Source organism: Nocardioides sp. Z21_20 (assembly GCF_059766585.1).
On the sequence record NZ_JCBAJX010000003.1, the window covers coordinates 355404 to 381346 of the forward strand.

Sequence of the window (25943 nt, forward strand, 5' to 3'; positions counted from 1 at the left end):
CTCAGGCGTGGTGGCGGCGCAGCCCGAAGGTGACGGCGTCGAGCAGGGCCGCCCACGAGGCCTCGATCACGTTGGCGCCGACCCCGACGGTGACCCAGGAGGACTCCCCGTCGGAGGTCTCGATCAGGACCCGGGTGATCGCGTCGGTGCCGTGGCCCTGGTCGAGGATGCGGACCTTGTAGTCGATCAGCTCGAAGCGGGCGACCTGCGGGTAGGCCTGGCCGATGGCCTGGCGCAGGGCGTGGTCGAGCGCGTTGACCGGCCCGTTCCCCTCGCCGGTCACCACCAGGCGGTTGCCTCCGGCGTGCAGCTTCACGGTGGCTTCGGACACGGCCTCGCCGGCGGGCCGGTTCTCGGTGATCACCCGCCACGACTCGACGTCGAAGTAGGAGGGCCGGCTTCCCTCGACCTCCTCGACGAGCAGCAGCTCGAACGACGCGTCGGCCGCCTCGAAGGTGTGCCCGCGCGACTCCAGCTCCTTGACCCGTGCGGTCACCCGCCCCACCAGGTCCTGATCGCCGGACAGGTCGAAGCCGAGCTCCCTGCCCTTGAGCTCGATCGAGGCGCGCCCGGCCATGTCGGAGACCAGCAGGCGCATGTCGTTGCCCACCGCCGCCGGGTCGAGGTGCTGGTAGAGGTCCGGGTCGACCTTGATCGCGCTGGCGTGCAGCCCCGCCTTGTGGGCGAACGCGGAGGTCCCGACGTAGGGCTGGCGCGAGGCGGGCGCGACGTTCGTCACCTCGGCGACCGCGTGCGCGATGCGGGTCGCCTCGCCGAGCAGGCCGGTCGGCAGCACCGGGCGCTGCAGCTTGAGCTCGAGGTTGGCGACCACGGTGACCAGGTCGGCGTTGCCGGTGCGCTCGCCGTACCCGTTGACGGTGCCCTGGACGTGCGTGGCGCCGGCCTCGACGGCGGCGAGGCTGTTGGCCACCGCGCAGCCGGTGTCGTTGTGGCAGTGGATCCCGACCCGGACGCCGGTGGACTCGATCACGTCGTGCACCACCTCGGCCACCCACCCCGGCAGCATGCCCCCGTTGGTGTCGCACAGCGCGGCGACCTCGGCTCCGGCGTCGTGGGCGGTGCGCAGCACCTCCAGGGCGTAGTCGCGGTTGGCCCGGTAGCCGTCGAAGAAGTGCTCGGCGTCGAGGAAGACCTGCTTCCCCTCGGCGCGCAGGTGCGAGACGGTGTCGCGGACCATGGCGAGGTTCTCGGCCAGCGTGGTGCGCAGCGCGAGCTCGACGTGGCGGTCGTGGGACTTGGCCACCAGCGTCACCACGCCGGCGCCGGACTCGCGCAGCGCGGCCACCTGCGGGTCGTCGGCCGCCCGCAGGCCGACGCGGCGGGTGGCCCCGAACGCGGCCAGCCGGGCGTGCTTGAGGTCCAGCTCGGTGGCCGCGCGGCGGAAGAACTCGGTGTCCTTGGGGTTGGCGCCGGGCCAGCCGCCCTCGATGTAGCCGACCCCGAGCCCGTCGAGCTGGCGGGCGATGGCCAGCTTGTCGGCCACGGAGAGGTTGAGCCCCTCCTGCTGCGCCCCGTCGCGCAGCGTCGTGTCGTAGACGTGGAACGAGCCCTGCAGGTCCATCGGTGTCCATCTCGATTCGTACGGCCGGGGGTCCGGGGCGGCTGGTCGGGGCAACAAAAAAACCTCCCGGTCAACGAGAGGTCGGCGCGTCGGGGGCCCGGAGGCCGCGACGCGCTAGCGAATGATGATCGCGCTCAGCACCCGACCATTGTGGCACGCCGCGTCGGCCGACAGCCCGCGTCTCACCACCCGGTGGGAGAGCGAACCAGAACACGTTCTCGCGTGTGGCAGAGTGCCCGCATGCTCCAGTTCGTGCACGACCAGCTCACCGACGACCAGGTGGCCGCCCAGGCCGAGGTGCATGCGCCGTTGACGCAGAGCGTGCGCGAGCTGATCGACGCCGTGATCCGCACCGAGGCCGACGCCGAGACCGTCGCCGCCGCCCGCGCCGACATCGAGCGCGTGGTGGCCTCCCTGCGCGAGCGCCAGCTGCCCGGCCCCTACGGGATGCGGGTGAGCACCTCCGGCACCGCGCGGGCCTGGGGCAACGCGGTGATGGGGCTGCGCAACCCGATGGCGCCGCCGCTGGAGATCCACCGTGGCGAGGACGGCGTCTCCTGGACCCGGTTCCATCTCGGTGCCGCCTACGAGGGCCCGCCCGGTCTGGTGCACGGCGGGGTCGCCTCGCTGGTGCTCGACCACCTGCTCGGCCATGCCGCCGGGTTCGACCGCCGCCCGCGGATGACGACCACGCTGACCCTGCACTACCGCCGCAAGACGCCGCTCGGGGCGCTGCAGGCCCGCGCCCACGTGGAGCGCCTCGACGGCACCACCGCCCACGTGGTGGGCCACATCGCGGAGCCGGACGGGCGCGTGACGGTCGAGGCCGAGGGCGTCTTCGTGCTGCCCCGGTGGGTGCGCGAGCTGGAAGACCAGTCGGGCGCGGACGCGCCCCGCTTCGCCTGAGCCCCCGGGCCGCTCAGTGCTCCGGCCCGCTCAGCGCAGCCCGTCCAGGGGCGGCTGCTGCGCTGGAAGCCAGTCGACGCCGCGGGTCTCCCCCACCGAGAGCAGGAGCAGGGCGAGCCCCACGACCAGCGCGGTGGCCACCAGCCAGCCCACCGCACCCGAGCAGACCGGGTGGACGACGCGGTTGACCGGTCCGCTCAGCCGGTCGCTCCCGGGGCCGACCCACAGGCCGAGGGCGAGCATCGTCCCGGCGCCCAGCAGGGTCGGCGCCACCCCCAGGGACGCCGCGTAGCCGAGCAGCGCCGCCGCGGTGGCCAGTCCGAGCGCCCACAACAGCAGCAGCAGCGTGCCCGGTACGGCGCGCACCAGGTGCCACGGGGCGGCCACCGAGGCCACCACCGCGTCGTACCAGCGCCGGCCCCGCTGGGCGCGGCGCTCCCCCACCGCACTGGCGGCCAGCGAGCCGCCGCGCAGCAGCCAGACCGCGAGGGCCAGCAGCGTCACCGCGAGGTAGGGGAAGGCGGCGACGCCGGCGCCGAGGGCCACGGCACCGCTGCCCACCAGCACCCACCGGCGCACCTTCTCCAGGAACGAGACCGGCGCCGGCTCGGGCTGCCACGCCGCCGGCTCGGCCCAGGGCCCCTCGTGGTCGACCGGCGGCGGCGCCTGGTAGGGCTCGCGCTCGGGGGGCAGGAACGCGGTGGCCCGTGCCGCCGGCTCCTCGTCGGCCCAGCCGTCCTCGCCCGCCCAGCCGTCCTCGACCGGCCAGCCGTCCTCGACCGGCCACGGCTCCGCACCGGCCCACGGCTCCTCGATCACGTCGGTGGCGGCGTCCGCCGGGTCGTCGGCCGCCGGCCCGTGCGGGGGGTACGCCGCGGCGAAGGGCATGGTGAGCTGCTCCGGCTCCATGCTCGCCGCGGCCCCCGGCGCCAGCCGGTCCAGGCGCGGACCCAGCCGGTCCAGCAGCGTGTCGAGCGTGGGGCGGCGCAGCGGGTCGGGATCGAGCGCGGCCTCGACCAGCTGGCGCAGCTCGCGGCCGGCGTCCTCGGGGAAGCCGCGCAGGTCGTGCTCGCCCCGTCGGGCGCGGTCCATGATCGCCATCGCCGGCCCGCGACCGAACGGCGAGCGGCCGAGCGCGGCGTAGACGACGGTCGCCGCCCAGGAGTGCACGTCGGAGGCGGGAGTGGCCTCCTCGCCGTACAGGATCTCGGGAGCGAGGTAGCCCGGCGTGCCCAGCAGCCAGCCGGTGTGGGTGAGCTTGGGATCGTCGGCGAGCCGGGCCAGCCCGAAGTCGATGAGGACCGGGGAGCGTCCCTCCATCAGCACGTTGGACGGCTTGACGTCGCGGTGCAGCACCCCGACCGCGTGCACCGCCTCGAGCGCCTCGGCCAGGCAGCCCGCGAACCAGACCAGGTCATCGCCGTGCACCGTGCCCTCGGCCTGGACGTGGTCGTGCAGGGACAGCCCCGGCACGTAGCGCGTCGCCACGAACGGGATGTCGCCCCAGGGGTCGGCGTCGACGATCTCGGCCACCCGCCGCGAGCGGACCCGGCTCAGCGAGCCGACCTCGCGGGCCAGCCGCTGGCGCGCCTCGTCGTCACCGACCACGTGCGGGCGCAGCACCTTGAGGGCGACGCGCTCGCCGCCGGGCTTGCGGGCCAGGTGCACCACGCCCATGCCGCCCTCGCCGATGCGGGTCAGCAGCGTGTACTCGCCGACCTTGATCGGTCCGGGCGGGCGCGCTGAGGGCGAGGTGGTCACCGCACGAGGTTAGCGCCCGGAGGCAGCGAGACGACCGCCAGCCACGCGGGGTCAGCCCTCGCGGGCGTCGAGCTCGGCGACCCGGCGCCGCGGCGCCACCAGCCGGTACGACGCGTCGACGAGCTCGCCGACCTCGGTCCAGTCCGGGCCGGCGTCCAGGTCGATGCCGCGCCACCCGAAGGGGCCGTAGTAGGCCGGCAGGAAGAACCGCGAGTCCTCGTCGAGCGCCGCCACCTCGCCCGGGTCGGCCTTGAACAGCAGCGCGTGCGGGTGCGCCTCGTGCTCGCCGGGTCGCACCTTGACCCCACCGCCGTACACCGCGAACATCTTGCCCACCCGGTAGGTCGGGCGACCGTGGCTGACGATCTCCTCGGCGCCGGGCAGGGCCAGGCAGACCTCGCGCAGGCGCGCGAGCACCGGGTCGTCCTCGTCGAACATCACCGGGTGCGCCATCGCCGCCTCGACCTCAGAGCACCCGGTGCATCCAGCCGAAGGTGTCCTCGGCCCGTCCGTACTGGATGTCGACGAGCGCCTGGCGCAGCCGCATGGTGACCTCGCCGCCCTCGGAGGCGCAGGGGATCTCCCCGCCGTCCCACTTCAGCGAGCCGACCGGCGTGACCACCGCCGCGGTGCCGCAGGCGAAGACCTCGGTGATCGCCCCGCTGGTCACCCCGTCGCGCCACTCGTCGATCGTGAAGCGCCGCTCCTCGACGGTGTGGCCGAGCTTGCCGGCCAGCTCGATGATCGAGGAGCGGGTGATGCCCTCCAGGATGGTCCCGGTCGCCGGGGTCACGATGTGGCCGTCGGCGTAGACGAAGTACATGTTCATCCCGCCAAGCTCCTCGACGTACTTGCCCTCCTGGGCGTCGAGGAAGACCACCTGGTCGCAGCCCTGGGCCGACGCGAGCTGCTGGGCGACCAGGGAGCTGGCGTAGTTCCCGCCGGTCTTCGCCGCGCCCATCCCGCCGCGCCCGGCGCGGGTGTACTCCTCGGTGAGCCACAGCGAGACCGGCTTGACGCCCTGGCTGAAGTAGGCGCCGGCGGGCGAGGCGATCACCATGTAGGTGACGTGCTGGGAGGGCCGCACCCCGAGGAACGTCTCGGAGGCGAACATGAAGGGGCGCAGGTAGAGGCTCTTCTCGCCCTCGGAGTCGGGCACCCAGCGCTCGTCCACGCGGATGAGCTCGTCGACGCTCTGCAGGAAGTCGGCGACGTCGAGCTCGGGCAGCGCGAGGCGCCGGGCGGAGGCGGCGAGCCGCTGACCGTTGGCCTCGGGGCGGAACGTCCACACCGATCCGTCGGCGTGGCGGTAGGCCTTGAGGCCCTCGAAGATCTCCTGGGCGTAGTGCAGCACCGCGGTGGCCGGGTCGAGCGAGATCGGCCCGTACGGCGTGATCCGCGCGTCGTGCCAGCCCTGCTCGGGCGTCCACTCGACAGTGAGCATGTGGTCGGTGAAGTGCCTGCCGAAGCCGGGGTTGGCCAGGATCTCGGCGAGCCTGGCGTCGTCGACGCGCTCGGTGGCGGAGGTGGTGCTGATCTGCATGAGGGCACGCTATCCAATCGGGGGGAAATGGGGGACGCCGGACACGGGAGACCCGTGCCCGGCGTCGAGGACGCGAGGGTCGGGTCAGCCGGCTACTCGCGCGGCGATGGCGTCGCCGACCTCGGCGGTACGACGGGTGCTGCCCGGCGTCCGCTCGGACAGGTCGGCGAGCACCGCCGCCTCGATCGCGGCCGACTCGGCGGCGTAGCCGAGGTGGTCCAGGAGCAACGACGCGGAGAGGATCGCGGCGGTCGGGTCGGCCTTCTGCTGCCCGGCGATGTCGGGTGCGGAGCCGTGCACCGGCTCGAACATCGACGGCGTGGTCCGGTCGGGGTTGACGTTGCCCGAGGCGGCCAGGCCGATGCCGCCGGTGATGGCGGCGGCGAGGTCGGTGATGATGTCGCCGAACAGGTTGTCGGTGACGATCACGTCGAAGCGCGCCGGGTCGGTGGTCATGTGGATCATCGCGGCGTCGATGTGCATGTAGTCGGTGGTCACCTCGGGGTACTCCGCGGCCACCTCCTGGAACAGGCGCCACCACACCGAGCCGGCGTTGACCAGCACGTTGGTCTTGTGGACCAGGGTCAGCTTGCGGCGCGGGCGACGCTGGGCGCGGGCGAACGCGTCGCGCACGACCCGCTCGACGCCGAAGGCGGTGTTCACGCTGACCTCGGTGGCCACCTCCTGCGGCGTGCCGACGCGCAGGGCTCCCCCGTTGCCGGTGTAGGGCCCCTCGGTGCCCTCACGGACGACGACGAAGTCGACCTCGCGCCCGCCGATCACGCTCTCCGACAGCGGCGAGGCCACCCCCGGGTAGATCCGCGAGGGGCGCAGGTTCACGTAGTGGTCGAGCTCGAAGCGCAGCTTGAGCAGCAGCCCGCGCTCGAGGATGCCCGGCGGCAGGTTCGGGTCGTTGGGCTTGCCGCCGACCGCGCCGAGCAGGATCGCGTCGTGGGCGCGGATCTCCTCGAGCACCGAGCCGGGCAGGACCTCGCCGGTGGCGAGGTAGCGCTCGGCGCCGAGGTCGTAGCGGGTCTGCTCGAACTTCACGCTCGCGGGGGCGGCCACCTCGAGCACCTTGAGGGCCTCGGCGGTCACCTCCTGGCCGATGCCGTCGCCGGGGATGACAGCGAGCTTGAGGCCGTGGGAGGCGCCGGCCGCGTGGAGGTTCGAGGAGTCAGTCATGGGCCGGAGCCTAGTTGTCGTCGGGGCGGGCGCCGCCATTGTCTCGCAGGTCAAGCGCCCACTGCACGGCCTCGTGGCTGCGCGGGTTCTCGGGGTTGTGGCTGGCCGGGCCCCACTCGGGATACATGTCGTACATGGTCGTGCTCCTGTCTCTGAGGACGTCGGGTGCTGGGTGCACTGAGGACGCCCCGCGGCAGGAAGCGGAGGAGGTGCTCACGGATCACGTGAGGCAGCCCGGGTCCGTCGGACCAGGAGGGAGCGGGTCACGCCGTGCTGCTGGCGGAGCCGCCGCGGAGGCGTCTTCAGATGAGGAAGCAAGGCCGTCAACGCCGAACACCGCGGCGAGGTGGCCTTGCTTAGAAGGCCTCGCCGCGGCAGTCGATAAGTACGTAGACGCTCCGCATGATGGGCACAGTCTAGGACCGGCCTCCCGGGCCCAGCCGAGGTTCCCCCGCATCTGCTCACGATGCGAGACAGCGGCCGCGGGGTGGAACACTCGACCCCATGAGTCACCCGCCCGAGCTGCCCGGCATCGTCTCCCGCGCCTTCGACGTCTCCCGCAAGGCGGGCTACGTCTCGTTCTGCCGCAACGAGACGGGGCGCCTGCTCGCGACCCTGGCCGCGACCCGCGGCGGGACCCTCGCCGAGTTCGGCACCGGTTGCGGCGTGGGCACCGCGTGGCTGCGCTCGGGCATGCGCGAGGGGGCCCGCATCCTGACCGCCGAGCTCGACGCCAAGCTGGCCGGCGCGGCCGCGGAGATCTTCGTCGACGACGCGCAGGTCGAGGTGCTGGCCGCGGACTGGTCGACGCTGCGCGACAAGGGGCCGTTCTCGCTGTTGTTCATCGACTCGGGCACCCCCTCGGAGGTGGGCGTCGACTCGATCGCCGACCTCGTCGAGCCGGGCGGCATCGTGGTGCTCGACGACTTCGTGCCGTGCGAGGGCTGGCCTCCGGTGAGCTACGGCCGGGTCGACACCCTGCGCGAGCAGTGGCTCACCGACGAGCGCTTCACCGCGGTCGAGGTGATGATCGCCCCCGACGCCTCGGCCCTCATCGCGACCCGCCGCTGAGCGGTGCGGCCGGCGACGGCGGCGGGTCCCGCAGCTCGACGGTGAGCCAGGGCAGCAGCAGCTGGGCCAGCGGGCCGATGCTCAGCGCGTAGAGGATCGTGCCGAGCCCGGCCACGCCCCCGAGCAGCACCCCGACGACCAGCACCGCCAGCTCGATCCCGGTGCGCACCACCCCCAGGGGCCACCCGGTACGGCGGGCCAGGCCGGTCATCAGCCCGTCGCGGGGGCCCCGCCCGAACTGGGAGCCGATGTAGAGCGCGGTGGCCAGCGCGTTGAGCACGATCCCGCCGCCGAGCAGCGCCGCGCGGACCCAGAGCCCGTCGGGGGCCTGGAGGACCGCCAGCGTCGCGTCCGCCGCCAGGCCCACGACCACCGCGTTGGACACCGTGCCCAGGCCGGGCACCTCGCGCAACGGGATCCAGGCCAGCAGCACCACGAAGCTGAGCACGACGACCGTCTGCCCCAGGGTGAGCGGCACGTGCCGGATCACCCCGGAGTGCAGCACGTCCCACGGGGCGAGGCCGAGCCCGCCGCGCACCATCAGCGCCAGGGACGCGCCGTACAGCAGCAGCCCGAGATAGAGCTGGGGCAGCCGGCGCGCGAGCCGACCCGCCCGCAGCTGGTCGATCGGGCCAAGGCTGCTCAGCGGGGCGCGGACCGGGCGGCGGCCGGGAGACGGAGCGGGCACCCCGCCAGTCCAGCAGATCCCCGCGTGCTGGTGACGGCGGCCCTGGTGCCGGGTCGTCGAGGCGAGGCCGTCTGAGGCGGGCGGGGGCGGCGTTACCGGACGTTGCCTATCGTGAAAGCCATGGAAGCCACTCCCCTCGCCTGGGGTCTGACCATCGCGTTCATCGGGGCCTTGCTGGCCTTCGACTTCGTCTTCCACGTGCGCAAGGCGCACGTGCCGACGTTGAAGGAGGCGGCCATCTGGTCGGCCCTCTACGTCGGGATAGCGCTGTTGTTCGGCCTCGGCGTGTGGGTCCTGGCCGGCGGCACCGCCGGCTCGGAGTACTTCGCCGGCTACATCACCGAGAAGGCGCTCTCGGTCGACAACCTGTTCGTGTTCCTGATCATCATGGCCAGCTTCCGGGTCCCGCGCGAGGACCAGCAGAAGGTGCTGCTGTTCGGCATCGTCTTCGCGCTCATCGCCCGCACCGGCTTCATCTTCCTCGGCGCCGCGCTGATCAACCAGTTCGCCTGGGTGTTCTACCTCTTCGGGCTGATCCTGCTGCTCACCGCCGGCAACATGCTCAAGCCGGAGAGCGAGGAGGAGCACTCGGCCGACAACTTCATCATCCGCGTCGCCCGCAAGGTCTTCCACACCACCGACTACTACGACGGCGACAAGATGTTCACGATCCACGACGGCAAGCGGGCGCTCACCCCGATGCTGCTGGTGATGGTGGCCATCGGCGGCACCGACATCCTCTTCGCCCTCGACTCGATCCCGGCGATCTTCGGCCTCACCCAGAGCACGTTCATTGTCTTCACCGCGACGGCGTTCTCGCTGCTGGGCCTGCGCCAGCTGTACTTCCTCATCGACGGCCTGCTCGACCGCCTGATCTACCTCTCCTACGGCCTGGCCGCGATCCTGGCGTTCATCGGCGTGAAGCTGATCCTGCACGCCCTGCACGAGAACAACCTGCCGTTCATCAACGACGGCGAGCACGTGAAGGTGGTCGAGGTGAGCACCGAGCTGTCGCTCACGGTGATCGTCGGCACGCTCGTGGTCACCGTGCTGGCCTCGCTGTTCAGCAAGCGTGGCAAGGCCCAGACCTCGATCATGAACGCGCGACGCCACGCCACCGACTACCTCGACCTCGACTACACCTCGGATCCCGCCGAGCGCGAGCGGGTCTTCCGCGCCCTGCTCGAGGAGGGCGAGCAGATCCGTGCGATGGAGCCGAAGTACCGCGCGATCGTGCGCGAGGAGGACGAGCTGATGGCGCTGCTGGAGCGGGCCCGCGCCGAGCACGAGCGAGCGGTCTCCCAGGGCCGTGAGCCGGCCGCTCCCGGCTACCCGTCGAAGGCGGACTCGCTGACGGCCGACCTCCCCAAGCGCGACTCCACGCCGTAAGCCGGGCCCAGGGGCCGGACCCGCCGGGTCCGGCCGGGGTCAGCCCAGATCGACCGCGCGCACCAGGTGCGCGTCCATCGAGGTGTGGATCTCCTCGAGGATGTGGGCACCGATCGCGGTGTCGACCGAGATCGCGACCAGCGCCCGGCCGCCCCGGACGTCGCGGGCGACCTGCATGCCCGCGATGTTGATCCGCGCCTCGCCGAGGATGCGTCCCACCGTCCCGACCATGCCCGGGCGGTCCCGGTAGGCCAAGAAGGCGAGGTGGTCGGTGGGCTCGATGTCGAGGTCGAAGCCGTTGACCTCGACCAGCCGCTCCTTCTGGTGGATGCCGACCAGGGTGCCGCTGACGGAGACCTGCGAGCCGTCCGCCAGGGTGCCGCGGATGGTGATCAGGCTGCGGTGGTCGGGGCTGCTCGGGTCGGTCACCAGGCGCACCGCGGTGCCGCGCTCGGAGGCGAGCAGAGGCGCGTTGACGTAGGAGACCTGCTCCTCCACCACGTCGGCGAAGACGCCCTTGAGCGCGGCCAGCTCGAGCACCCGCACGTCGTACTCGGCGATCTCGCCGCGGACCTCCACGTCGATCTGCTGGGCGACCTCGCCGGCGAGCGCGGTGAAGACCCGGCCGAGCTTCTCGGCGAGCGGTACGCCGGGGCGCACGTCCTCGGCGATCACGCCGCCCTGGACGTTGACCGCGTCGGGGACCAGCTCACCGGCCAGCGCCAACCGCACGGACCGGGCGACGGCGAGGCCGGCGTTCTCCTGGGCCTCGACGGTGGAGGCGCCCAGGTGCGGGGTGGCCACGACGTTCTCCAGCTCGAACAGCGGGCTGTCGGTGCACGGCTCGTGCGCGAACACGTCGAGGCCGGCCGCGGCGACGCGGCCCTCCTTGAGCGCCGAGTACAGGGCCGTCTCGTCGACGATCCCGCCGCGGGCGGCGTTGACCAGCACCAGGTGCGGGCGGACCCGGGCGAGCTCGGCGGCGCCGATCAGGCCCAGCGTCTCCGGTGTGCGCGGGAGATGGACCGACATGAAGTCGGCCTCGGCCAGCAGCGTGTCGAGGTCGACCAGGCGCACCCCCATCTGCGCGGCCCGCCCGGCCTGGACGTAGGGGTCGTAGGCGATGACGCGCATCCCGAAGGCGCTGAGCCGCTGGGCCACCATCACCCCGACGCGTCCGAGGCCGACGATGCCGAGGGTCTTCTCGTAGAGCTCGGTCCCGGTGTAGCGCGAGCGCTTCCACTCCCCCGCCCGCAGCGCCGCGTCTGCCGGCGCGACGTGGCGAGCCGCCGCGAGCATCAGCGCGACCGCGAGCTCGGCGGCCGAGATGATGTTCGAGGTGGGCGCGTTGACCACCATCACCCCCGCCTGGGTGGCGGCGCGCACGTCGATGTTGTCGAGACCGACCCCGGCGCGGGCGACCACCTTGAGCCGCTTGGCCGCGGCCAGCGCCTGGGCGTCCACCTTGGTGGCCGAGCGGACCAGGAGCGCGTCGGCGTCACCGATGGCGGCGAGCAGCTGAGCCCGGTCGGCGCCGTTGCAGCTGCGGATGTCGAAGTCCGGGCCGAGCGCCTCCACCGTGGCGGGGCTGAGCTCTTCGGCGATGAGTACGACGGGCTTGCTCACAGCGGGATCCCTCGATGCTTCGTTCGTGGATGTCGGACCGCCCGGCGCAGATGCGTCAGCGCTCGTGCACGACGCTGTGCGCCCTACCAGCCTACCCGACCACCGGCTCGGCGAGCCGGTGTCCGCGGCGCAGCCGACGCCCTCCCCGGAGCCCTTCAGGGTGAGCACGTCGAGTTCGTGGCCCGCGAGCCAGGAGAACGACGCGATGTCGGCGAAGGCGAACCAGTGGTAGTCCAGCTGCTGGCCGGTGACGAACGGGGCCGGTCTGCGTGAGCACCGGGCACTGGATGAGCGCGTGGACCGAACGACGCCCTGTGGTGGCGGGCTGGGGCTACACCCCGAGGGCGAACGCCGGCGGCGACACGATGGCGGAGATCACCACGTCGCCGTTCGACGTCGCGTCGGCGCGCCGCGAAGGCTCCTAGCGGTCGTCCAGCCCGGCCTGGTTCTTGGCCGCGTTCGCGCCGACGGTGTAGGCGAGGCTCGCCGGCGCCGGCCCGTGCGGATCGGGACCGCGCAGGCGGAGCCCCTGGCTGACCGGACGGGCCCGGTGCTCGGCAAGCACCCGGCGCAGCGTGCGCTGCAGGGAGGCGACCGCGTCCATCACCTCGTCGAGGAGTCGCCCCAGGCGCCCCATGGTCGCGATCAGGGCGCGGACGAACGTGGAGACCCGCTCGGTCCACTCGCTCACCTTGGCCACGATCTCGGCGATCGCCCGGGGCGCGTCCGGCGTCAGCAGGCGACCGATCTTGGTGAGCGCGTAGGCCACGCACTCGCTGAGCGCATCGCGCACCAGCGCCCGCACGCCGGCCACCAGGGAGCCGGCCAGGTCGGTGGCCGACCCGACGCCCTGGGTGAGGGCGCCGTAGCCGTGCAGGACCGCGGCGACCGCGTCCGCGGACAGGCCGTAGGCCTGCGCGGCGACACCGTCCCAGGGCGCCGACGCGGCGCGCGCGGCGCGGGCGAAGTCCTCGGCGTTGTCGTGGATGCGTGCGCCGACGTTGCCCCAGGTGAGCGCGAACCCGTGGATCCGGTCGGGGTCGCCGACCAGGTCGTCGAGCCACGCGTGCAGCGGGTCGAAGCGCTCCATCGCCAGCCCCACCCCGGCGGCCACCAGGGCCCCCAGCGGGTCGACGGCCGCGTTCAGGCTCTCCAGGCCCGAGGCGACGCCGTTCAGGCCGGCCTCGACCCAGTCGCCGCGCCCCAGCGCCTCCGCGGAGGTGGCCATCGCGTCCAGCGGCCCGGCTGCGGTGTGCCAGGAGCGGGAGTCGCCGGCCTGCGCGACCAGCGTGTTCATGTCTCGAGCCCCCAGCGCTCGCCCGCCGCCTCGCCGACGCGGCGCGCGATCCTGGCCAGGCCGTCGAGGACCGCGTCCTCGGCCTCGTCGAAGCCGCCGGCGGCGCCGCGCACGCCCAGCCCGGTCGCCTCGACGACCGTGTTGGCTTCGTGGGCGGCGGCTACGCCGGCCACCTGGACCGGAGCGAGGGCGCCGCCGATGAACGCGCAGATGCGCCCGAACGCCTCCCCCTGCACCGTCACGTGGGCCCCGGCGTCCACCGCCTCACGCCCCGCCTCGGCGATCCGGTCGAGCTCGTCGGCGTGCGCGCGCAGGGCGGCGCTGTCCACCGCGAGGCTCATCGCAGCACTCCGCCGGACGGTGGGGCCGGGCGGTCCGCACGCGGCGGAGCGACCTCCTCGGCGCGGCTCCGGTCCGCCAGCATCCGGGCGAACGGGCGGGTGATCTCCTCGGCCGCCGCGGAGCCCTCGCCGTGGTGCGCGCCGGCGAGCGCCGCGACGTCCTCGCTCATCGTCCGGCGCGCCGCCGCGTTGGCCTCCAGGACCACGCGGCGTACGGCGTGCGGCGGCGCCTGGGCCAGCGCCGGGGAGAGCCACAGGTCGACGAGGCCGCCGCCGTGGCCGAGCGTGACCTGGCAGGTGCCGTCCGCCGAGGAGCCGCGTGAGGTCAGGGCCTCGAGCCGCTCGGCCAGCGCGCGAGCCCCCTCGGCCTGCTCGCGCGCCCGGAGGACGAGGTCCTCGACGTAGGCCCGGGCCTGCTCCTCACTCTGCATGCCGGGTGCTGTCGACATCGCGTCCCCCTGCGTCCTGGTCGCCGTGGCCCCGGCCGTGCGCCGGGTGACCACTCCTCTGCCCGAGGCGAGGGCCAGGAAACACCGACTTGTCGAGGCTGTGGACGACGCCGAGGCGCCCGCGGCGTCAGTCGGTGCCGAACTCCATCGCCGCGGCGTCGAGCGCCTCGTCGCTGAGCTCGCCCTCGACCAGCGGGTTCGCGGTGATCCGCTCGGCGCCGCCCGCGGGCAGCTCGCCGAACAGGGTGCCGTTCTCGACCAGCACCTGGCCCTGCTCGACGGGCTGGTTGGCGTACATCTCCAGCTTGGCGCGGGAGTCGGCGATGTCGAGGTTGCGCATCGTCAGTTGGCCGATCCGGTCGGTCGGGCCGAAGGCGGCGTTCTCGGTGCGCTCCATCGACAGCTTGTCGGGGTGGTAGGAGAACGCCGGGCCGTCGGTGCGCAGGATCGTGTAGTCCTCTCCCCGACGCAGCCGCACGGTGACCTCGCCGGTGACCAGGGAGGAGATCCAGCGCTGGATCGACTCGCGGATCATCAGCGCCTGCGGGTCCAGCCAGCGGCCCTCGTAGAGCAGCCGGCCGAGCTGGCGGCCCTGGGCGGTGTAGTTGGCGATCGTGTCCTCGTTGTGGATCGCGTTGACGAGCCGCTCGTAGGCGATCCACAGCAGCGCCATCCCGGGCGCCTCGTAGATGCCGCGCGACTTGGCCTCGATGATCCGGTTCTCGATCTGGTCGGACATGCCCAGGCCGTGCCGGCCGCCGATCGCGTTGGCCTCCTGCACCAGCGCCACCGGGTCGGCGTACGTGACGCCGTTGATCGCCACCGGGCGGCCCTGCTCGAAGCGGACGGTGACGTCCTCGGAGTCGATCCGCACGCTGGGGTCCCAGAACTTCACGCCCATGATCGGCTCGACGACCTCCAGGGAGACGTCGAGGTGCTCCAGGGTCTTGGCCTCGTGGGTGGCGCCCCAGATGTTGGCGTCGGTGGAGTAGGCCTTCTCGGTGCTGTCGCGGTAGGGCAGGTTGTGGGCGAGGAGCCACTGGCTCATCTCCGTGCGGCCGCCGAGCTCGTGGACGAACTCCGCGTCCAGCCAGGGCTTGTAGATGCGCAGCTCGGGGTTGGCGAGCAGCCCGTAGCGGTAGAAGCGCTCGATGTCGTTGCCCTTGAAGGTGGACCCGTCGCCCCAGATGTCGACGCCGTCCTCGTGCATGGCGCGCACCAGCAGGGTGCCGGTCACCGCGCGCCCCAGCGGCGTCGTGTTGAAGTAGCTGCGCCCGCCGGAGCGGATGTGGAACGCCCCGCACGCCAGCGCGGCCAGCCCCTCCTCGACGAGCGCCGTGCGGCAGTCCACGAGGCGGGCGATCTCCGCGCCGTACGCGCCGGCCCGCGCGGGCACCGAGGCGATGTCGGGCTCGTCGTACTGGCCGATGTCGGCGGTGTAGGTGCAGGGCACGGCGCCCTTGTCGCGCATCCAGGCGACGGCGACAGAGGTGTCGAGACCTCCGGAGAAGGCGATGCCGACGCGTTCGCCGACGGGGAGACTGGTGAGGACCTTGGACATGTCCCCTAGTTTATGCGCACCTTTGCATGTTTATACAATCGGGGGCGCCTCCAGCCGTCCGGATCAGATCGCGCAGCCCTCGGGACCACACGCCGCGGCGTCGTCGCCGAGCGTCTCCAGGGCGGGCCGGGAGTCCGCCCAGGCCCGGTCCAGGGCACGCGCGAACACCTCGACCGGCTGGGCGCCGGAGATGGCGTAGCGCTGGTCGACGACGAAGAACGGGACGCCGCTCGCGCCGTACGCCCGGGCCTGGGCCACGTCGGCGGCCACCTCGTCGCCGTACTCGCTGCCGGCGAGCACCTCGTCGACGCGGCGGGGGTCGAGCCCGGCGCCCACCGCCACCGCGCGCAGCACGCCGTGGTCGCCGACGTTCTCGGCGCGCACGAAGTACGCCGCGAGCAGGGCCTCCTTGAGCGACTCCTGCAGCGCCGGGCCGCCGGCGTCCAGGGCGAGGTGGAGCAACCGGTGCGCGTCGACGGTCTTGGTGTGCACGGTCTCGGAGAGCCGGAAGGCCAGGCCCTCCTCGGCGGCGGTCTCGCTCAGCTGCTGCTGCATCTGGCGCATCGTGGCGAGGTCGGTGCCGTACTTGCGCGACAGCGACACCTCGGTGAGCTCGTGGCCGTGCGCCGGGGCGGACGGGTCGAGCTCGAAGGAGCGGTAGACCACCTCCACCTCGTCGCGCCTGGTGAAGCCGGCCAGCGCCTTCTCCAGGCGGCGCTTGCCGACGTAGCACCAGGGACACACGACGTCGGACCAGATCTCGATTCTCACGTGGGTGCCAACGCCGGGGCCGGTCCGGCTGTTCCCGTCGCCGGGCTCAGCCGAACAGCGACTGCCCGACGTACTCGCCCTCGCGCACCCCGGGCGGGATCGCGAAGAGCGCCGAGCCGGTGAACTCCAGGTACTCCATCAGCGTGTCGACCTTCGACATCCGCATCTGGATCGGGATGAAGTGCGTGCGGGGGTCGCGGACGTAGGCCAGGAAGAACAGCCCGGCGTTGAGCCCGCCCAGCGGGTCGCTGCCGTCGACGAAGTTGTAGCCGCGGCGCAGCATCCGCGCCCCGTCGTGGCGGCTGGGGTGCACCACCGCGACGTGGGAGTCGACCGGCACGATCGGCCCGTCCCGTCCGGGCAGGTCGAAGTCGGGCTCGTCGTGCTCCTCTCCCCCCGACATCGGGGCGCCGGTGCCCTTGGTGCGCCCGATGAACCCCTCCTGGTCGCCCAGCGGCTGGCGGTCCCAGACCTCGATGGCCATGTTCACCCGCCGTACGGCGAGGTAGGAGCCGCCGGCGAGCCACTGCGCCGGGTCGTCGCCGGGCTGGACCCAGACGTGCTCCTCGAGGGCCTTGGTCTCCTCGGCCATCACGTTCTTGGTGCCGTCCTTGAACCCGAAGAGGTTGCGCGGGGTCTCCTGCGCCGTCGAGGTGGTCGAGGTCCGCCCGTAGCCCAGCTGCGACCAGCGCACCGCGACGGTGCCGAACCCGATCCGGGCGAGGTTGCGGATGGCGTGGACAGCCACCTGCGGGTCGTCGGCGCAGGCCTGGACGCACAGGTCGCCGTCCGAGCGCGCCGGGTCGAGCCGGTCGGCCGGGAAGTGCGGCATCGGCTGCAGCGCGGCCGGCTGCCGGTCGGCGAGCCCGAAGCGGTCGCGTCCCTGTGCGTCGCGGAACAGGCTCGGCCCGAACCCGAAGGTGATCGTCAGGCCCGCCGCGGGCAGGCCGATCGCCTCGCCGGTGTCGTCGGGCGGCAGCCGGAAGTCGCCCTCCACCGGCCCGATCGGCCCGGCCGGCTCACCGCGGACCAGCCGCTCGGCGGCCTCGGTCCAGGCCTGCAGCAGCGCGATCAGCTGGCTGCGCGAGCCGGTGGTGACGTCGAAGGCCGCGAAGTGCAGCCGGTCCTGGGCGGGGGTGACGATGCCTGCCTGGTGCTTGCCGTGGAAGGCGTAGGTGCGCCGGCCCGGCGAGGGGGCCGGCTCGGCGGCGGCGGTGGCCCGGCCGGCCGCGAAGGCGCCAGCGGCCACGCCGACCGCGGCCGCTCCCCCGCCCACCAGTCCGCGCCGCGAGAGCCCGCCGGCCGGGCGCGGCGCGGGCCGCCCCGGGGGCTCCGGGGCGACCTCGTGCGTCTCGTGCTCGGTCAGGACAGCACCGCCGCGGTGAGGCGCGACAAAGGCTCGGAGAGGGCGTCGACCGACACCTTCAGCTCCTTGACCTCGTCCTGGCTGAGCTCGTCGTAGCCACGGAACCCGTCGCCGACGCGCTGCTCGTCGAGGAGCACCTGGAGCTCCTCGAAGCGGGTCGACAGGGTCTCGGCGAGCTCGTCGTCCTTCTTCTCCAGGACCGGGCGGACGCCGTCGAAGGCGACCTTGGCGCCGTCGACGTTGGCCTGGAAGTCGTACAGGTCGGTGCGCGACCAGTACTCCTCCTCGCCGGTGACCTTGCCGGTGGCGACCTCCTCGAGCAGGCCGCGCGAGCCGTTGGCGATCTGGTCGAGGGTGAACTCGAGCTTCTGCAGGCGCTCGTCGAGGGTCTTGGTGTTGGCCAGCAGGTCGTCGGCGTACGTCGCGCGCTCGCGGTCGGTGAGCGGCTGGTAGCCCTCGGCGCGGGCCGGCCACAGGTCCTTCTCGATCAGGTGCCAGCCGGTCCACTTCTGGCCCGGCTCGAGGTCCGCCTCACGGGCGTCCATCTTGGGGTCGAGGTCGCCGAAGGACTCCGCCACCGTCTCGATGCGCTCCCAGTGGACGCGGGCCCGCGGGTAGAGTTCGCGCGCCTCCTCGTCCTGGCCGCTCTTGTACAGGCGCACGAACTGCGCGGTCTTGAGCAGCAGCTGGTCGGACTGGTCCTGCACGTACGCCGCGTAGTTGCTGGTGGCCTGCGCGACCAGCTCGTCGTCGTCGCCGGCCACCTCGACGTCCTCGCCGGAGTCGGTGGCGGTGAAGTCGGCGCGGATCCCCTCGCCCTTCATGCCGGGCTTGCAGGCCGTGACGTACTTCCCGGCGGGCACCGAGACGACCAGCTGGCGCTGCAGGTTGGGGCCGACGTTCTCGACCTCGCCGACGATCCGCAGGCCGTCCTCGGCGAGCAGGTAGAACTCGGTCACCTGGGAGCCGTCGTTGGTGACGTCGAAGGTCAGGTTGCCGGCGGGGGCCTCGACCGCGGAGACCTCGCAGGCGTCGTCGGTGGAGCGGACCGTGAGCGCGCGCTCGTCACCGGCCTCGGCCGTGGTGTTCTCGGTGCACGCGGTCAGGGCCGGGAGGGCCACCAGGAGAGCGGCGGCCAAGGGGATCCTGCGTAGCTGCATGGGAGCGGTGTCCTTCTGAGGAGAGGAGGGTGGGGGGATCAGGACGACGGCGTGGCCGGCGTCGACCTCTCGGCGGGGGCCGAGGGGCGTGCCGGCGCGGCGCCCGAGCGGCGGTGCACGGCGTACAGGAAGAGGGTCATGGTGGGCACCAGGTAGGCCGCCCAGGCGATCGCCTCGAGCCAGGTGGTGGCCGGGGAGAAGTTGAAGATGCCCTTGAGCAGCGCGGCGTACCAGGTGCTGGGGTCGATGACGTCGGAGACGTCGAAGGCGAGGTCGTTCAGCCCGGGCAGGAAGCGGGCCTCCTGCAGGTCGTGCACGCCGTAGGACAGCACGCCGGCGGCCACCACCACGAGGAACCCGCCGGTCCAGGTGAAGAAGCGGCTCAGGTTGATCGAGATCGCGCCGCGGTAGATCAGGTAGCCCAGCACGACGGCGGTGGCGATGCCCAGGCCGGCGCCGAGCAGCGGCTCCCAGGTGGCGGCGACCGGGCCGGCGCCGTCGCGGGTCGCGGCGCGGGTGGCCGCCCAGAGGAACAGCGCGGTCTCGAGGCCCTCGCGGCCGACCGCGAGGATGGCGACCAGCACCAGCGACCAGCGGCTGCCCTCGGCGGCCCGGTCGATCTGGCCGCGCAGCTCGCCACTGAGGGTGCGCGCGGCGTTCGCCATCCAGAACACCATCCAGGTCACGAAGCCCACCGCGACGATCGACAGCGTGCCGCCGATCAGCTCCTGGGCCTCGAAGGTGAGGCCGCGGGGTCCGTAGGTGAGCAGCGCACCGAAGCCCAGGCTGACCGCGACCGCGACGGCCACCCCCGCCCAGATCCGGGGCAGCAGCTCTCGACGCTCGGACTTGACGAGGTAGGCGACCAGGATGCTCACGACGAGCGCGGCCTCGAGGCCCTCGCGCAGCCCGATCAGGTAGTTGGCGAACACCCGCTGAGCATAGCCGGAGAAGATTAGGTTTGCCTAACCTTATTCGGCATGGCGGGCGTCTCTGCGCGCCGCACTGGGAACACGAAACCCCCGCTTCCCACGTGTTCCTTCGTGTGGGAAGCGGGGGTTTCACGAGTTAACTCGTGAAAGCCGCAAGGGGGCTCAGCGCGTCGCGGTGCCCTCCACGTAGTCGGAGTCGTGCGACTTCACCCAGCTCATCAGCTTGCGCAGCTCGCGGCCGGTGGCCTCGATCGGGTGCTGCTCGCCCTTGGCGCGCAGCTCCTTGAACTCCGGGCTGCCGGCGTCCTGGTCGTCGATGAAGCGCTTGGCGAACGCGCCGTTCTGGATGTCGGCCAGGACGGCCTTCATGTTCTCCTTGACGCGCTCGTCGATCACGCGCGGGCCGGAGACGTAGTCGCCGTACTCGGCGGTGTCGGAGACCGACCAGCGCTGCTTGGCGATGCCGCCCTCGTACATCAGGTCGACGATCAGCTTGAGCTCGTGCAGGCACTCGAAGTAGGCGACCTCGGGCTGGTAGCCGGCCTCGGTGAGGACCTCGAACCCGTACATGACCAGCTGCGAGGCGCCGCCGCAGAGCACGGCCTGCTCACCGAACAGGTCGGTCTCGGTCTCCTCGGTGAACGTGGTCTTGATGCCGCCCGCGCGCAGGCCGCCGATGGCCTTGGCGTAGGACAGCGCCAGCGGCCAGGCGTTGCCGGAGGGGTCCTTCTCGACCGCGACGAGCACCGGCACGCCGCGCCCGTCGACGTACTCGCGACGGACCAGGTGGCCGGGGCCCTTGGGGGCGACCATGAAGACGTCGACGCCCTCAGGCGGGGTGATGTAGCCGAAGCGGATGTTGAAGCCGTGGCCGAAGACCAGGGTGTCGCCGGGGACCAGGTTGGGCTCGACGTCCTTGGCGTAGAGGTCGCGCTGGACCTGGTCGGGGGCCAGGATCACGATCACGTCGGCCTCGGCGGCCGCCTCGGCCGGGGTGAGCACCCGCAGCCCCTCGGCCTCGGCCTTGGCCCGGCTCTTGGATCCCTCGGGCAGGCCGATGCGGACGTCGACGCCCGAGTCGCGCAGGGACAGCGAGTGGGCGTGACCCTGGCTGCCGTACCCGAGGACCGCAACGCTCTTGCCCTGGATCAGGGTCAGGTCGGCGTCGTCGTCGTAGAACATCTCAGCCACAGGGGCTCTCCTTCATGGTGTGGATCATGCGTGAATTGTGGTGCTCAGTGAGGAACAGAGGGCAATCGCTGAACATGTCGGGCGAAGTTTCGCCCGCCCGGTTCAGGTTTCCCCGGCCGGCCGGGGAAACCGACAGCCCGAGGCCGGCCTCAGCCGAGGGTCGAGGCCCCGACCGGTGGCGCCGGGACCGGCACCGGGACCGGGCGCAGGGTGCGCTCGGTGATCGAGCGCGAGCCGCGGCCGATGGCGACCATGCCCGACTGGACGAGCTCACGGATGCCGAACGGCTCGAGCACCCGCAGGAAGTCGGCCAGCTTGGCGGCGTTCCCGGTGATCTGGATGGTGACCGCGTCGGTGGCGACGTCGATGACCTTGGCCCGGAAGATCTGGACGGTGTCCAGCACCTGACCGCGGGTCTCGGCGTCGGCGCGCACCTTGACCAGCATCAGCTCGCGGGTCACGCTCGCGCCGGGGTCGAGCTCGACGATCTTGATCACCTCGACCAGCTTGTTGAGCTGCTTGGTGACCTGCTCGAGCGGCGAGGTCTCGACGTTGACGACGATCGTCATCCGGGAGACCTCGGGGTGCTCGGTGGGCCCGACGGCCAGGCTGTCGATGTTGAAGCCCCGGCGGCTGAAGAGACCGGCGATGCGCGTCAGGACGCCCGGCTTGTTCTCGACCAGGACCGAGAGGGTGTGCTTGGTCATTGCGCTGCTCCTCAGAGGTCGTCTTCGTCGAACTGGGGGGCCAGGTCGCGGGCGTACTTGATGTCGTCGTTGCTGGTGCCGGCGGCCACCATCGGCCACACCATCGCATCGCGGTGGACGCGGAAGTCCACCACCACGGGCACGTCGTCGATCTCCATCGCCTTGTTGATCACCGCGTCGACGTCGGCCGGGCTGTCGCAGGAGAGTCCCACGCAGCCGTAGGCGTCGGCGAGCTTCACGAAGTCGGGGATCCGGATGGGCCCGCCGTGGCGCTGGAGGTTGGTGTTGGAGTAGCGCTCGTTGTAGAAGAGCGTCTGCCACTGGCGCACCATGCCGAGCGACTCGTTGTTGATCACCGCGACCTTGATCGGGATGCCCTCGATGGCACAGGTGGCGAGCTCCTGGTTGGTCATCTGGAAGCAGCCGTCGCCGTCGATCGCCCAGACCGTGGTGTCCGGGCAGCCCACCTTGGCCCCCATCGCGGCGGGCACCGAGTAGCCCATCGTGCCGAGGCCCCCGGAGTTGAGCCAGGTGTTGGGGCGCTCGTACTTGATGAACTGGGCGGCCCACATCTGGTGCTGACCCACCCCGGAGGTGTAGATCGTGTCGGGCCCGGCGATGGCGCCGAGACGCTCCAGCACGTACTGCGGCGCGAGGGCGCCGCCCGGCGGGGTCTCGTAGCCGGGCGCGTACTTGACCTTGACCCCGGCCAGGAACTGCACCCAGGACTCGTAGTCGCCGGTGTTGCCGGCGTCGGCCTCGACGCGCAGCGCGGCGACCAGGTCGGCGATGACCTCGCGGCAGTCGCCGACGATCGGGACCTCGGCGTGGCGGTTCTTGCCGATCTCGGCAGGGTCGATATCGGCGTGGATCACCTTGGCCGAGGGCGCGAACGAGTCGAGGTTGCCGGTGACCCGGTCGTCGAAGCGGGCGCCCAGGCTGATGATCAGGTCGCTGCGCTGCAGGGCGGCCACGGCCGCCACCGACCCGTGCATGCCCGGCATGCCCAGGTGCTGCGGGTGGCTGTCGGGGAACGCGCCGCGCGCCATCAGCGTGGTGACCACCGGCATGCCGGTCAGCTCGGCGAGCACGCGCAGCTCCTCGGAGGCACGGGCGCGGATGGTGCCGCCACCGACGTAGAGCACCGGGCGGCGCGACTCCAGGATGAGCCGGGCCGCCTCACGGATCTGCTTGCTGTGCGGACGGGTGACGGGCCGGTAGCCGGGGAGCTGCAGCTCGCCGGGCCAGCGGAAGTCGGTCATCGCCTGCAGCGCCGACTTGGCCACGTCGACCAGCACCGGGCCAGGCCGGCCGGTCGAGGCGATGTGGAAGGCCTCCGCGACCGTGCGCGGGATCTCCGCGGGGTCGGTGACCAGGAAGTTGTGCTTGGTGATCGGCATGGTGATGCCGCGGATGTCCGCCTCCTGGAAGGCGTCGGTGCCGATCGAGGAGGCGCCGACCTGACCGGTCACCGCGACCATCGGCACGGAGTCCATGTAGGCATCCGCGATCGGGGTGACCAGGTTGGTCGCGCCCGGGCCGGAGGTCGCCATGCACACGCCCACCCGGCCGGTCGCCGAGGCGTACCCCTGAGCGGCGTGGCCGGCTCCCTGCTCGTGGCGGACCAGGATGTGGCGGATCCGGGTGGAGTCCATCAGCGGGTCGTACGCCGGGAGGATCGCGCCGCCCGGGATGCCGAAGATGTTCTCCGCGCCCGCGCACTCGAGCGACTTGATCAGGCTCTGGGCGCCGGTGATCTGACCCTGACTCTGACTGCCCTGCTCGGCCATGTTCGTTCCCGTCTGTCTTGCGATCTGGTGCTGCTCGGACCAACAAAAAACCCCTCGGCCTGACGGCAGCGAGGGGCGGACGCGTGTGCGGTGAGACGAGGGGTCTCAGCTCACGCGTCGCGTGCATACAAGGAGGTCCATGCGCATGCACCTACGTTCGTGGTTGGCGCCGTCCGGCGTCAAGCGAGTGTGTCACGCGTCCCATATGTTGGTATCCGAATCTCACATGTTGGCGCATCACGTCGTTCAACACGTCCGGCGGCCGGCCCCGACCCGCGTCAGCGCCCTAGGCAGGTGCAGACACAGGCCTTGTTCCCCTCCGCGTCCGCCAGGACCCAGAAGGTCGGGGCCTCGGCTTCGTCCACCATCGTGCCACCCGCCGCCAGCGCGGCGGACACCCGCTCCTCGGCGTGGTCGTACGGCACGTGGATGTCGAGGTGGAAGCGCTGGCGCCCCGCGACGTCGGGGCCCGGTGGCGTCACCGCCTCCTGGAACCACAGCACCGGCAGCGGGCCGCCCTGGTCGCCCAGCTCCGCGTCGTACGTCGGGTGGTCGCCGAGGGCGAGCACGGCCCGCCAGAACGGCTTGACCAGCCGGTAGTCGGGGGTGTCGAGGGCCACCTCGAGGACCTGCACGGCCTGGGGCTCGGCGGTGACGCCCGCCTCGGCGGCGAGCTCGCTGATCCGCCGGGCCAGGCGTACGTCGCGCAGGGTGACCGCCCGGACGTCGTGGCTGGTGAGCCGCACGTCGAGGTGTCCGTAGCGCAGGTCCAGGTCGGGGTGGTGGTCCTCCTCGTCGGCCGCCTCGGCGATCGCGCGCAGCAGGCGCGTCCCGGTCCGGTGGTCGCCGGTGCGCAGCCGGGTGTGCAGCGACTGCAGCAGCTGGCGCCAGTCGGTCAGCTCCTCGGCGATCACCTCCTCGGAGCTGAGCGGGACGCTGTCCTCGGCGCTGGGCGCGGGGCTCATGGCAGCACCTCCTGTCCGATCGGCCCGGGGTTGCGGGCGATCTCCCAGCGGTAGCCGTCCGGGTCGCCGAAGTAGCCCGAGTAGCCGCCCCACTCGCGCTGCACGGCGTCGTGGACCGGCGCCGCGCCGGCTGCACGCGCCGTACTCAGCGCCGCGTCGACCTCGGCGTCGGTGGCGACGTTGTGCGCCAGCGCGAACGGTGCCAACCCGTCGCCTCGCGCGATCGGCCCCACCTCGGCCTCGAAGGCGGCGGCGTCCCACAGCGAGAGCACCAGCCGCTCCCCCGCCTTGATCATCAGCACCTCGCCGGGCACCTCCAGCGCCGCCTGCCAGCCCAGGCCGTCGAGGTAGAACCGCCGGCTGGCGTCGAGGTCGGCCACCGCGAGCGTGATGAAGCTGATCCGCTGGTCCATGCCACGCCTCTCAGTCGAAGGTCTGGGTGATCTCGTGTCGATCGCCGTCCACGACGACCCGCGCCCGGGCGCCGTTGACCAGTGGCAGGAACGGTTGCACGTGCCCGCACTCCACGTCGAGCACCAGCGGTACGCCGCGCTCACCGAGCGCGTCGAGGACCGCGTCATGCTGGCTCATCGCGGCGCTGGGTGGAGCCGAGGTCCGCCCGATCAGCACCGCCCGGGCGTGCTCGAACCACCCGGCCAGGCGCAGCCCGTGCAGGCTCCGCGCGGTGTCGTAGGCCTCGGCCTCCGCCGCCTCGAGGTAGACGATCAGGCCCTCGTCGGCGTGCTCGCGCCCGAACCGGGCCACGTCGCCGTACGGCGTCGCGGCCAGGTGGTGGACGATCTCCAGGCAGCCGCCGACCAGTCGCCCGGTGACGTCGAGGCGGTCCGCGCCGACCAGGCGCCATCCACCCGCCGCGTCCAGGGTCATCTCCGCGACGGTCGGCTCCCCTTCGTAGTCGTCCCAGCCCGCGCTCCGGTACCGGCCCGGGCTGGTCTGAGTGAACGGCGACGTGGCGCCCGCGACGTCGGTCCAGTGCGCCAGGCCGGGAGCGGGGCGGTAGGGCGTGTCCATCAGGTTCGAGCCGTGCAGCGTCGCCCAGCCCAGCCGCGTGGTCAGCGCGAGCAGCACGGTGCAGAGGTCGCTGAAGCCCACCAGCCAGGTCGGCTCGGCCTGCGCCAGGGCGTCCCAGTCGAGCAGGTCGAGCAGGTCGATGGACAGCTCGCCTCCCCACGGCGGGACCACCGCGCGCACCTGCGGGTCGAGCAGCATCGCCTGCAGCTCGGCGGCGCGCTCGGGCGCCGGCGCGCTGACCGGGCCGTCACCCTCCACGCAGTCGCCGACCACCACGTCGTAGCCGCGCTCGCGGAGCACCTGCACACCGTGGTCGAGCCGGGCCCGCAGCGCCTCGGGGACGCCGGAGGAGGAGGCGGTGACGCCGATGCGGTCGCCGGGGACGAGGGGACGGGGATAGCGGATCAGCACGCTCAGACCCTGCCGTGCCCGGCCCCCAGAAGCAACCAGGTTGACGCCGCCGCGCCGTACGCCGGGCCGCCGCCCCGCCGCGCCGCCGCGCCGTACGCCGCCGCGCCGTACGCCGCGGCGCCGTGGCCACGACGTACGCCGATTGGTCACAGACGGCGCTCAGAAGCCCGGAAACGCACCCGTTGGGGACCAAACGGCGACCTCTAGGACGCCGACGCC

At 72.4% G+C, this 25943-nt stretch carries 26 protein-coding genes; 4 read left to right on the forward strand and 22 right to left on the reverse strand.

Going from position 1 to position 25943, the window contains the following annotated elements:
* Window position 1 precedes the first annotated feature (1 nt).
* The gene (gene cimA / locus AC6EH9_RS08255) at window positions 2-1582 is read right to left on the reverse strand and encodes a citramalate synthase (RefSeq protein ID WP_498422106.1); all 1581 of its coding nucleotides are present in this window, start codon (window positions 1580-1582) and stop codon (window positions 2-4) included.
* A 240-nt stretch (window positions 1583-1822) separates the two neighbouring features.
* On the opposite strand from cimA, the gene AC6EH9_RS08260 reads away from it, so the two are divergent.
* Window positions 1823-2488: a PaaI family thioesterase gene (locus tag AC6EH9_RS08260; protein ID WP_498422109.1), complete on the forward strand. Its 666-nt coding sequence runs from the start codon at window positions 1823-1825 to the stop codon at window positions 2486-2488.
* A 30-nt stretch (window positions 2489-2518) separates the two neighbouring features.
* Here AC6EH9_RS08260 and AC6EH9_RS08265 read toward each other — a convergent pair whose 3' ends face one another.
* The 5 genes from AC6EH9_RS08265 to AC6EH9_RS08285 all read right to left on the reverse strand — a co-directional run bounded on the left by AC6EH9_RS08265 (window position 2519) and on the right by AC6EH9_RS08285 (window position 7113).
* Window positions 2519-4249: a serine/threonine-protein kinase gene (locus AC6EH9_RS08265; RefSeq protein WP_498422110.1), complete on the reverse strand. Its 1731-nt coding sequence runs from the start codon at window positions 4247-4249 to the stop codon at window positions 2519-2521.
* Window positions 4250-4300: 51 nt separating this feature from the next.
* Window positions 4301-4702: an MmcQ/YjbR family DNA-binding protein gene (locus tag AC6EH9_RS08270; RefSeq protein WP_498422112.1), complete on the reverse strand. Its 402-nt coding sequence runs from the start codon at window positions 4700-4702 to the stop codon at window positions 4301-4303.
* Window positions 4703-4715: 13 nt separating this feature from the next.
* Window positions 4716-5792, reverse strand: a complete 1077-nt coding sequence (locus AC6EH9_RS08275; protein WP_498422114.1) for a branched-chain amino acid aminotransferase — start codon at window positions 5790-5792, stop codon at window positions 4716-4718.
* A gap of 84 nt (window positions 5793-5876) precedes the next feature.
* Window positions 5877-6977, reverse strand: coding sequence for a 3-isopropylmalate dehydrogenase (locus AC6EH9_RS08280; protein ID WP_498422116.1), 1101 nt, complete (start codon window positions 6975-6977; stop codon window positions 5877-5879).
* A gap of 10 nt (window positions 6978-6987) precedes the next feature.
* Window positions 6988-7113 carry a hypothetical protein gene (locus AC6EH9_RS08285; protein ID WP_498422118.1) on the reverse strand — a complete coding sequence of 42 codons (126 nt, stop codon included), beginning with the start codon at window positions 7111-7113 and terminating at the stop codon, window positions 6988-6990.
* A 368-nt stretch (window positions 7114-7481) separates the two neighbouring features.
* On the opposite strand from AC6EH9_RS08285, the gene AC6EH9_RS08290 reads away from it, so the two are divergent.
* Window positions 7482-8048, forward strand: coding sequence for an O-methyltransferase (locus tag AC6EH9_RS08290; RefSeq protein ID WP_498422119.1), 567 nt, complete (start codon window positions 7482-7484; stop codon window positions 8046-8048).
* Here AC6EH9_RS08290 and yczE read toward each other — a convergent pair.
* Window positions 8029-8736: a membrane protein YczE gene (gene yczE, locus AC6EH9_RS08295; protein WP_498422121.1), complete on the reverse strand. Its 708-nt coding sequence runs from the start codon at window positions 8734-8736 to the stop codon at window positions 8029-8031. The two genes, AC6EH9_RS08290 and yczE, sit on opposite strands and share 20 nt — an antisense overlap.
* A 120-nt stretch (window positions 8737-8856) precedes the next feature.
* Between yczE and AC6EH9_RS08300 the strand changes: the two genes are divergently transcribed.
* Entirely contained in the window at window positions 8857-10125 is a 1269-nt protein-coding gene (locus AC6EH9_RS08300) for a TerC family protein (RefSeq protein WP_498422122.1), read from the forward strand.
* Window positions 10126-10164: 39 nt separating this feature from the next.
* Here AC6EH9_RS08300 and serA read toward each other — a convergent pair whose 3' ends face one another.
* Window positions 10165-11751 (reverse strand): phosphoglycerate dehydrogenase, encoded by a 1587-nt coding sequence (gene serA, locus AC6EH9_RS08305; protein ID WP_498422124.1) that lies wholly within the window; start codon window positions 11749-11751, stop codon window positions 10165-10167.
* 287 nt (window positions 11752-12038) lie between these two features.
* Here serA and AC6EH9_RS08310 point away from each other — a divergent pair, with 287 nt between their 5' ends.
* Window positions 12039-12176, forward strand: coding sequence for a hypothetical protein (locus AC6EH9_RS08310; RefSeq protein WP_498422125.1), 138 nt, complete (start codon window positions 12039-12041; stop codon window positions 12174-12176).
* On the opposite strand, the gene AC6EH9_RS08315 is transcribed toward AC6EH9_RS08310, so the two are convergent.
* The 14 genes from AC6EH9_RS08315 to AC6EH9_RS08380 all read right to left on the reverse strand — a co-directional run bounded on the left by AC6EH9_RS08315 (window position 12173) and on the right by AC6EH9_RS08380 (window position 25874).
* Window positions 12173-13048: a hypothetical protein gene (locus AC6EH9_RS08315; protein ID WP_498422127.1), complete on the reverse strand. Its 876-nt coding sequence runs from the start codon at window positions 13046-13048 to the stop codon at window positions 12173-12175. The genes AC6EH9_RS08310 and AC6EH9_RS08315 overlap by 4 nt on opposite strands.
* Complete coding sequence (locus tag AC6EH9_RS08320; protein ID WP_498422129.1) at window positions 13045-13389, reverse strand: type VII secretion target; 345 nt, start codon at window positions 13387-13389, stop codon at window positions 13045-13047. Before AC6EH9_RS08320 ends, AC6EH9_RS08315 begins: the two co-directional genes overlap by 4 nt.
* Entirely contained in the window at window positions 13386-13838 is a 453-nt protein-coding gene (locus tag AC6EH9_RS08325) for a YbaB/EbfC family nucleoid-associated protein (RefSeq protein WP_498422130.1), read from the reverse strand. Before AC6EH9_RS08325 ends, AC6EH9_RS08320 begins: the two co-directional genes overlap by 4 nt.
* 127 nt (window positions 13839-13965) lie before the next feature.
* The gene (argG, locus tag AC6EH9_RS08330) at window positions 13966-15399 is read right to left on the reverse strand and encodes an argininosuccinate synthase (protein ID WP_498422132.1); all 1434 of its coding nucleotides are present in this window, start codon (window positions 15397-15399) and stop codon (window positions 13966-13968) included.
* Between the two features lie 63 nt (window positions 15400-15462).
* Entirely contained in the window at window positions 15463-16170 is a 708-nt protein-coding gene (locus tag AC6EH9_RS08335; RefSeq protein WP_498422134.1) for a DsbA family oxidoreductase, read from the reverse strand.
* Between the two features lie 46 nt (window positions 16171-16216).
* A complete protein-coding gene (gene efeB / locus AC6EH9_RS08340; RefSeq protein WP_498422273.1) occupies window positions 16217-17536 on the reverse strand; it encodes an iron uptake transporter deferrochelatase/peroxidase subunit in 1320 nt (439 codons plus the stop codon).
* Window positions 17533-18675 (reverse strand): iron uptake system protein EfeO, encoded by a 1143-nt coding sequence (efeO, locus tag AC6EH9_RS08345; protein ID WP_498422137.1) that lies wholly within the window; start codon window positions 18673-18675, stop codon window positions 17533-17535. The genes efeB and efeO overlap by 4 nt, the downstream gene beginning before the upstream one ends.
* A gap of 59 nt (window positions 18676-18734) precedes the next feature.
* Complete coding sequence (gene efeU, locus AC6EH9_RS08350; protein WP_498422138.1) at window positions 18735-19628, reverse strand: iron uptake transporter permease EfeU; 894 nt, start codon at window positions 19626-19628, stop codon at window positions 18735-18737.
* A gap of 162 nt (window positions 19629-19790) precedes the next feature.
* A complete protein-coding gene (gene ilvC / locus AC6EH9_RS08355) occupies window positions 19791-20819 on the reverse strand; it encodes a ketol-acid reductoisomerase (RefSeq protein WP_498422140.1) in 1029 nt (342 codons plus the stop codon).
* Window positions 20820-20968: 149 nt separating this feature from the next.
* Window positions 20969-21526 carry an acetolactate synthase small subunit gene (ilvN, locus tag AC6EH9_RS08360; protein ID WP_498422141.1) on the reverse strand — a complete coding sequence of 186 codons (558 nt, stop codon included), beginning with the start codon at window positions 21524-21526 and terminating at the stop codon, window positions 20969-20971.
* 11 nt (window positions 21527-21537) lie between these two features.
* Entirely contained in the window at window positions 21538-23316 is a 1779-nt protein-coding gene (locus AC6EH9_RS08365) for an acetolactate synthase large subunit (protein ID WP_498422142.1), read from the reverse strand.
* A gap of 278 nt (window positions 23317-23594) precedes the next feature.
* A complete protein-coding gene (locus tag AC6EH9_RS08370; protein WP_498422145.1) occupies window positions 23595-24281 on the reverse strand; it encodes a 4a-hydroxytetrahydrobiopterin dehydratase in 687 nt (228 codons plus the stop codon).
* Window positions 24278-24694, reverse strand: coding sequence for a VOC family protein (locus AC6EH9_RS08375; protein ID WP_498422146.1), 417 nt, complete (start codon window positions 24692-24694; stop codon window positions 24278-24280). The genes AC6EH9_RS08370 and AC6EH9_RS08375 overlap by 4 nt, the downstream gene beginning before the upstream one ends.
* A gap of 10 nt (window positions 24695-24704) precedes the next feature.
* Entirely contained in the window at window positions 24705-25874 is a 1170-nt protein-coding gene (locus AC6EH9_RS08380) for a S66 family peptidase (RefSeq protein WP_498422147.1), read from the reverse strand.
* Between the last annotated feature and the right edge of the window lie 69 nt (window positions 25875-25943).

Coding starts and splice junctions, on each gene's coding strand:
- AC6EH9_RS08375 (WP_498422146.1), bottom strand. CDS start 24,694: ATGGACCAGCGGATCAGCTTCATCACGCTCGCGGTGGCCGACCTCGAC.
- cimA (WP_498422106.1), bottom strand. CDS start 1,582: ATGGACCTGCAGGGCTCGTTCCACGTCTACGACACGACGCTGCGCGAC.
- AC6EH9_RS08285 (WP_498422118.1), bottom strand. CDS start 7,113: ATGTACGACATGTATCCCGAGTGGGGCCCGGCCAGCCACAACCCCGAG.
- ilvN (WP_498422141.1), bottom strand. CDS start 21,526: ATGACCAAGCACACCCTCTCGGTCCTGGTCGAGAACAAGCCGGGCGTC.
- AC6EH9_RS08260 (WP_498422109.1), top strand. CDS start 1,823: ATGCTCCAGTTCGTGCACGACCAGCTCACCGACGACCAGGTGGCCGCC.
- argG (WP_498422132.1), bottom strand. CDS start 15,399: ATGTCCAAGGTCCTCACCAGTCTCCCCGTCGGCGAACGCGTCGGCATC.
- AC6EH9_RS08315 (WP_498422127.1), bottom strand. CDS start 13,048: ATGAACACGCTGGTCGCGCAGGCCGGCGACTCCCGCTCCTGGCACACC.
- AC6EH9_RS08325 (WP_498422130.1), bottom strand. CDS start 13,838: ATGTCGACAGCACCCGGCATGCAGAGTGAGGAGCAGGCCCGGGCCTAC.
- AC6EH9_RS08275 (WP_498422114.1), bottom strand. CDS start 5,792: ATGCAGATCAGCACCACCTCCGCCACCGAGCGCGTCGACGACGCCAGG.
- AC6EH9_RS08310 (WP_498422125.1), top strand. CDS start 12,039: ATGAGCGCGTGGACCGAACGACGCCCTGTGGTGGCGGGCTGGGGCTAC.
- AC6EH9_RS08290 (WP_498422119.1), top strand. CDS start 7,482: ATGAGTCACCCGCCCGAGCTGCCCGGCATCGTCTCCCGCGCCTTCGAC.
- AC6EH9_RS08320 (WP_498422129.1), bottom strand. CDS start 13,389: ATGAGCCTCGCGGTGGACAGCGCCGCCCTGCGCGCGCACGCCGACGAG.
- AC6EH9_RS08365 (WP_498422142.1), bottom strand. CDS start 23,316: ATGGCCGAGCAGGGCAGTCAGAGTCAGGGTCAGATCACCGGCGCCCAG.
- AC6EH9_RS08370 (WP_498422145.1), bottom strand. CDS start 24,281: ATGAGCCCCGCGCCCAGCGCCGAGGACAGCGTCCCGCTCAGCTCCGAG.
- AC6EH9_RS08300 (WP_498422122.1), top strand. CDS start 8,857: ATGGAAGCCACTCCCCTCGCCTGGGGTCTGACCATCGCGTTCATCGGG.
- AC6EH9_RS08280 (WP_498422116.1), bottom strand. CDS start 6,977: ATGACTGACTCCTCGAACCTCCACGCGGCCGGCGCCTCCCACGGCCTC.
- AC6EH9_RS08270 (WP_498422112.1), bottom strand. CDS start 4,702: ATGGCGCACCCGGTGATGTTCGACGAGGACGACCCGGTGCTCGCGCGC.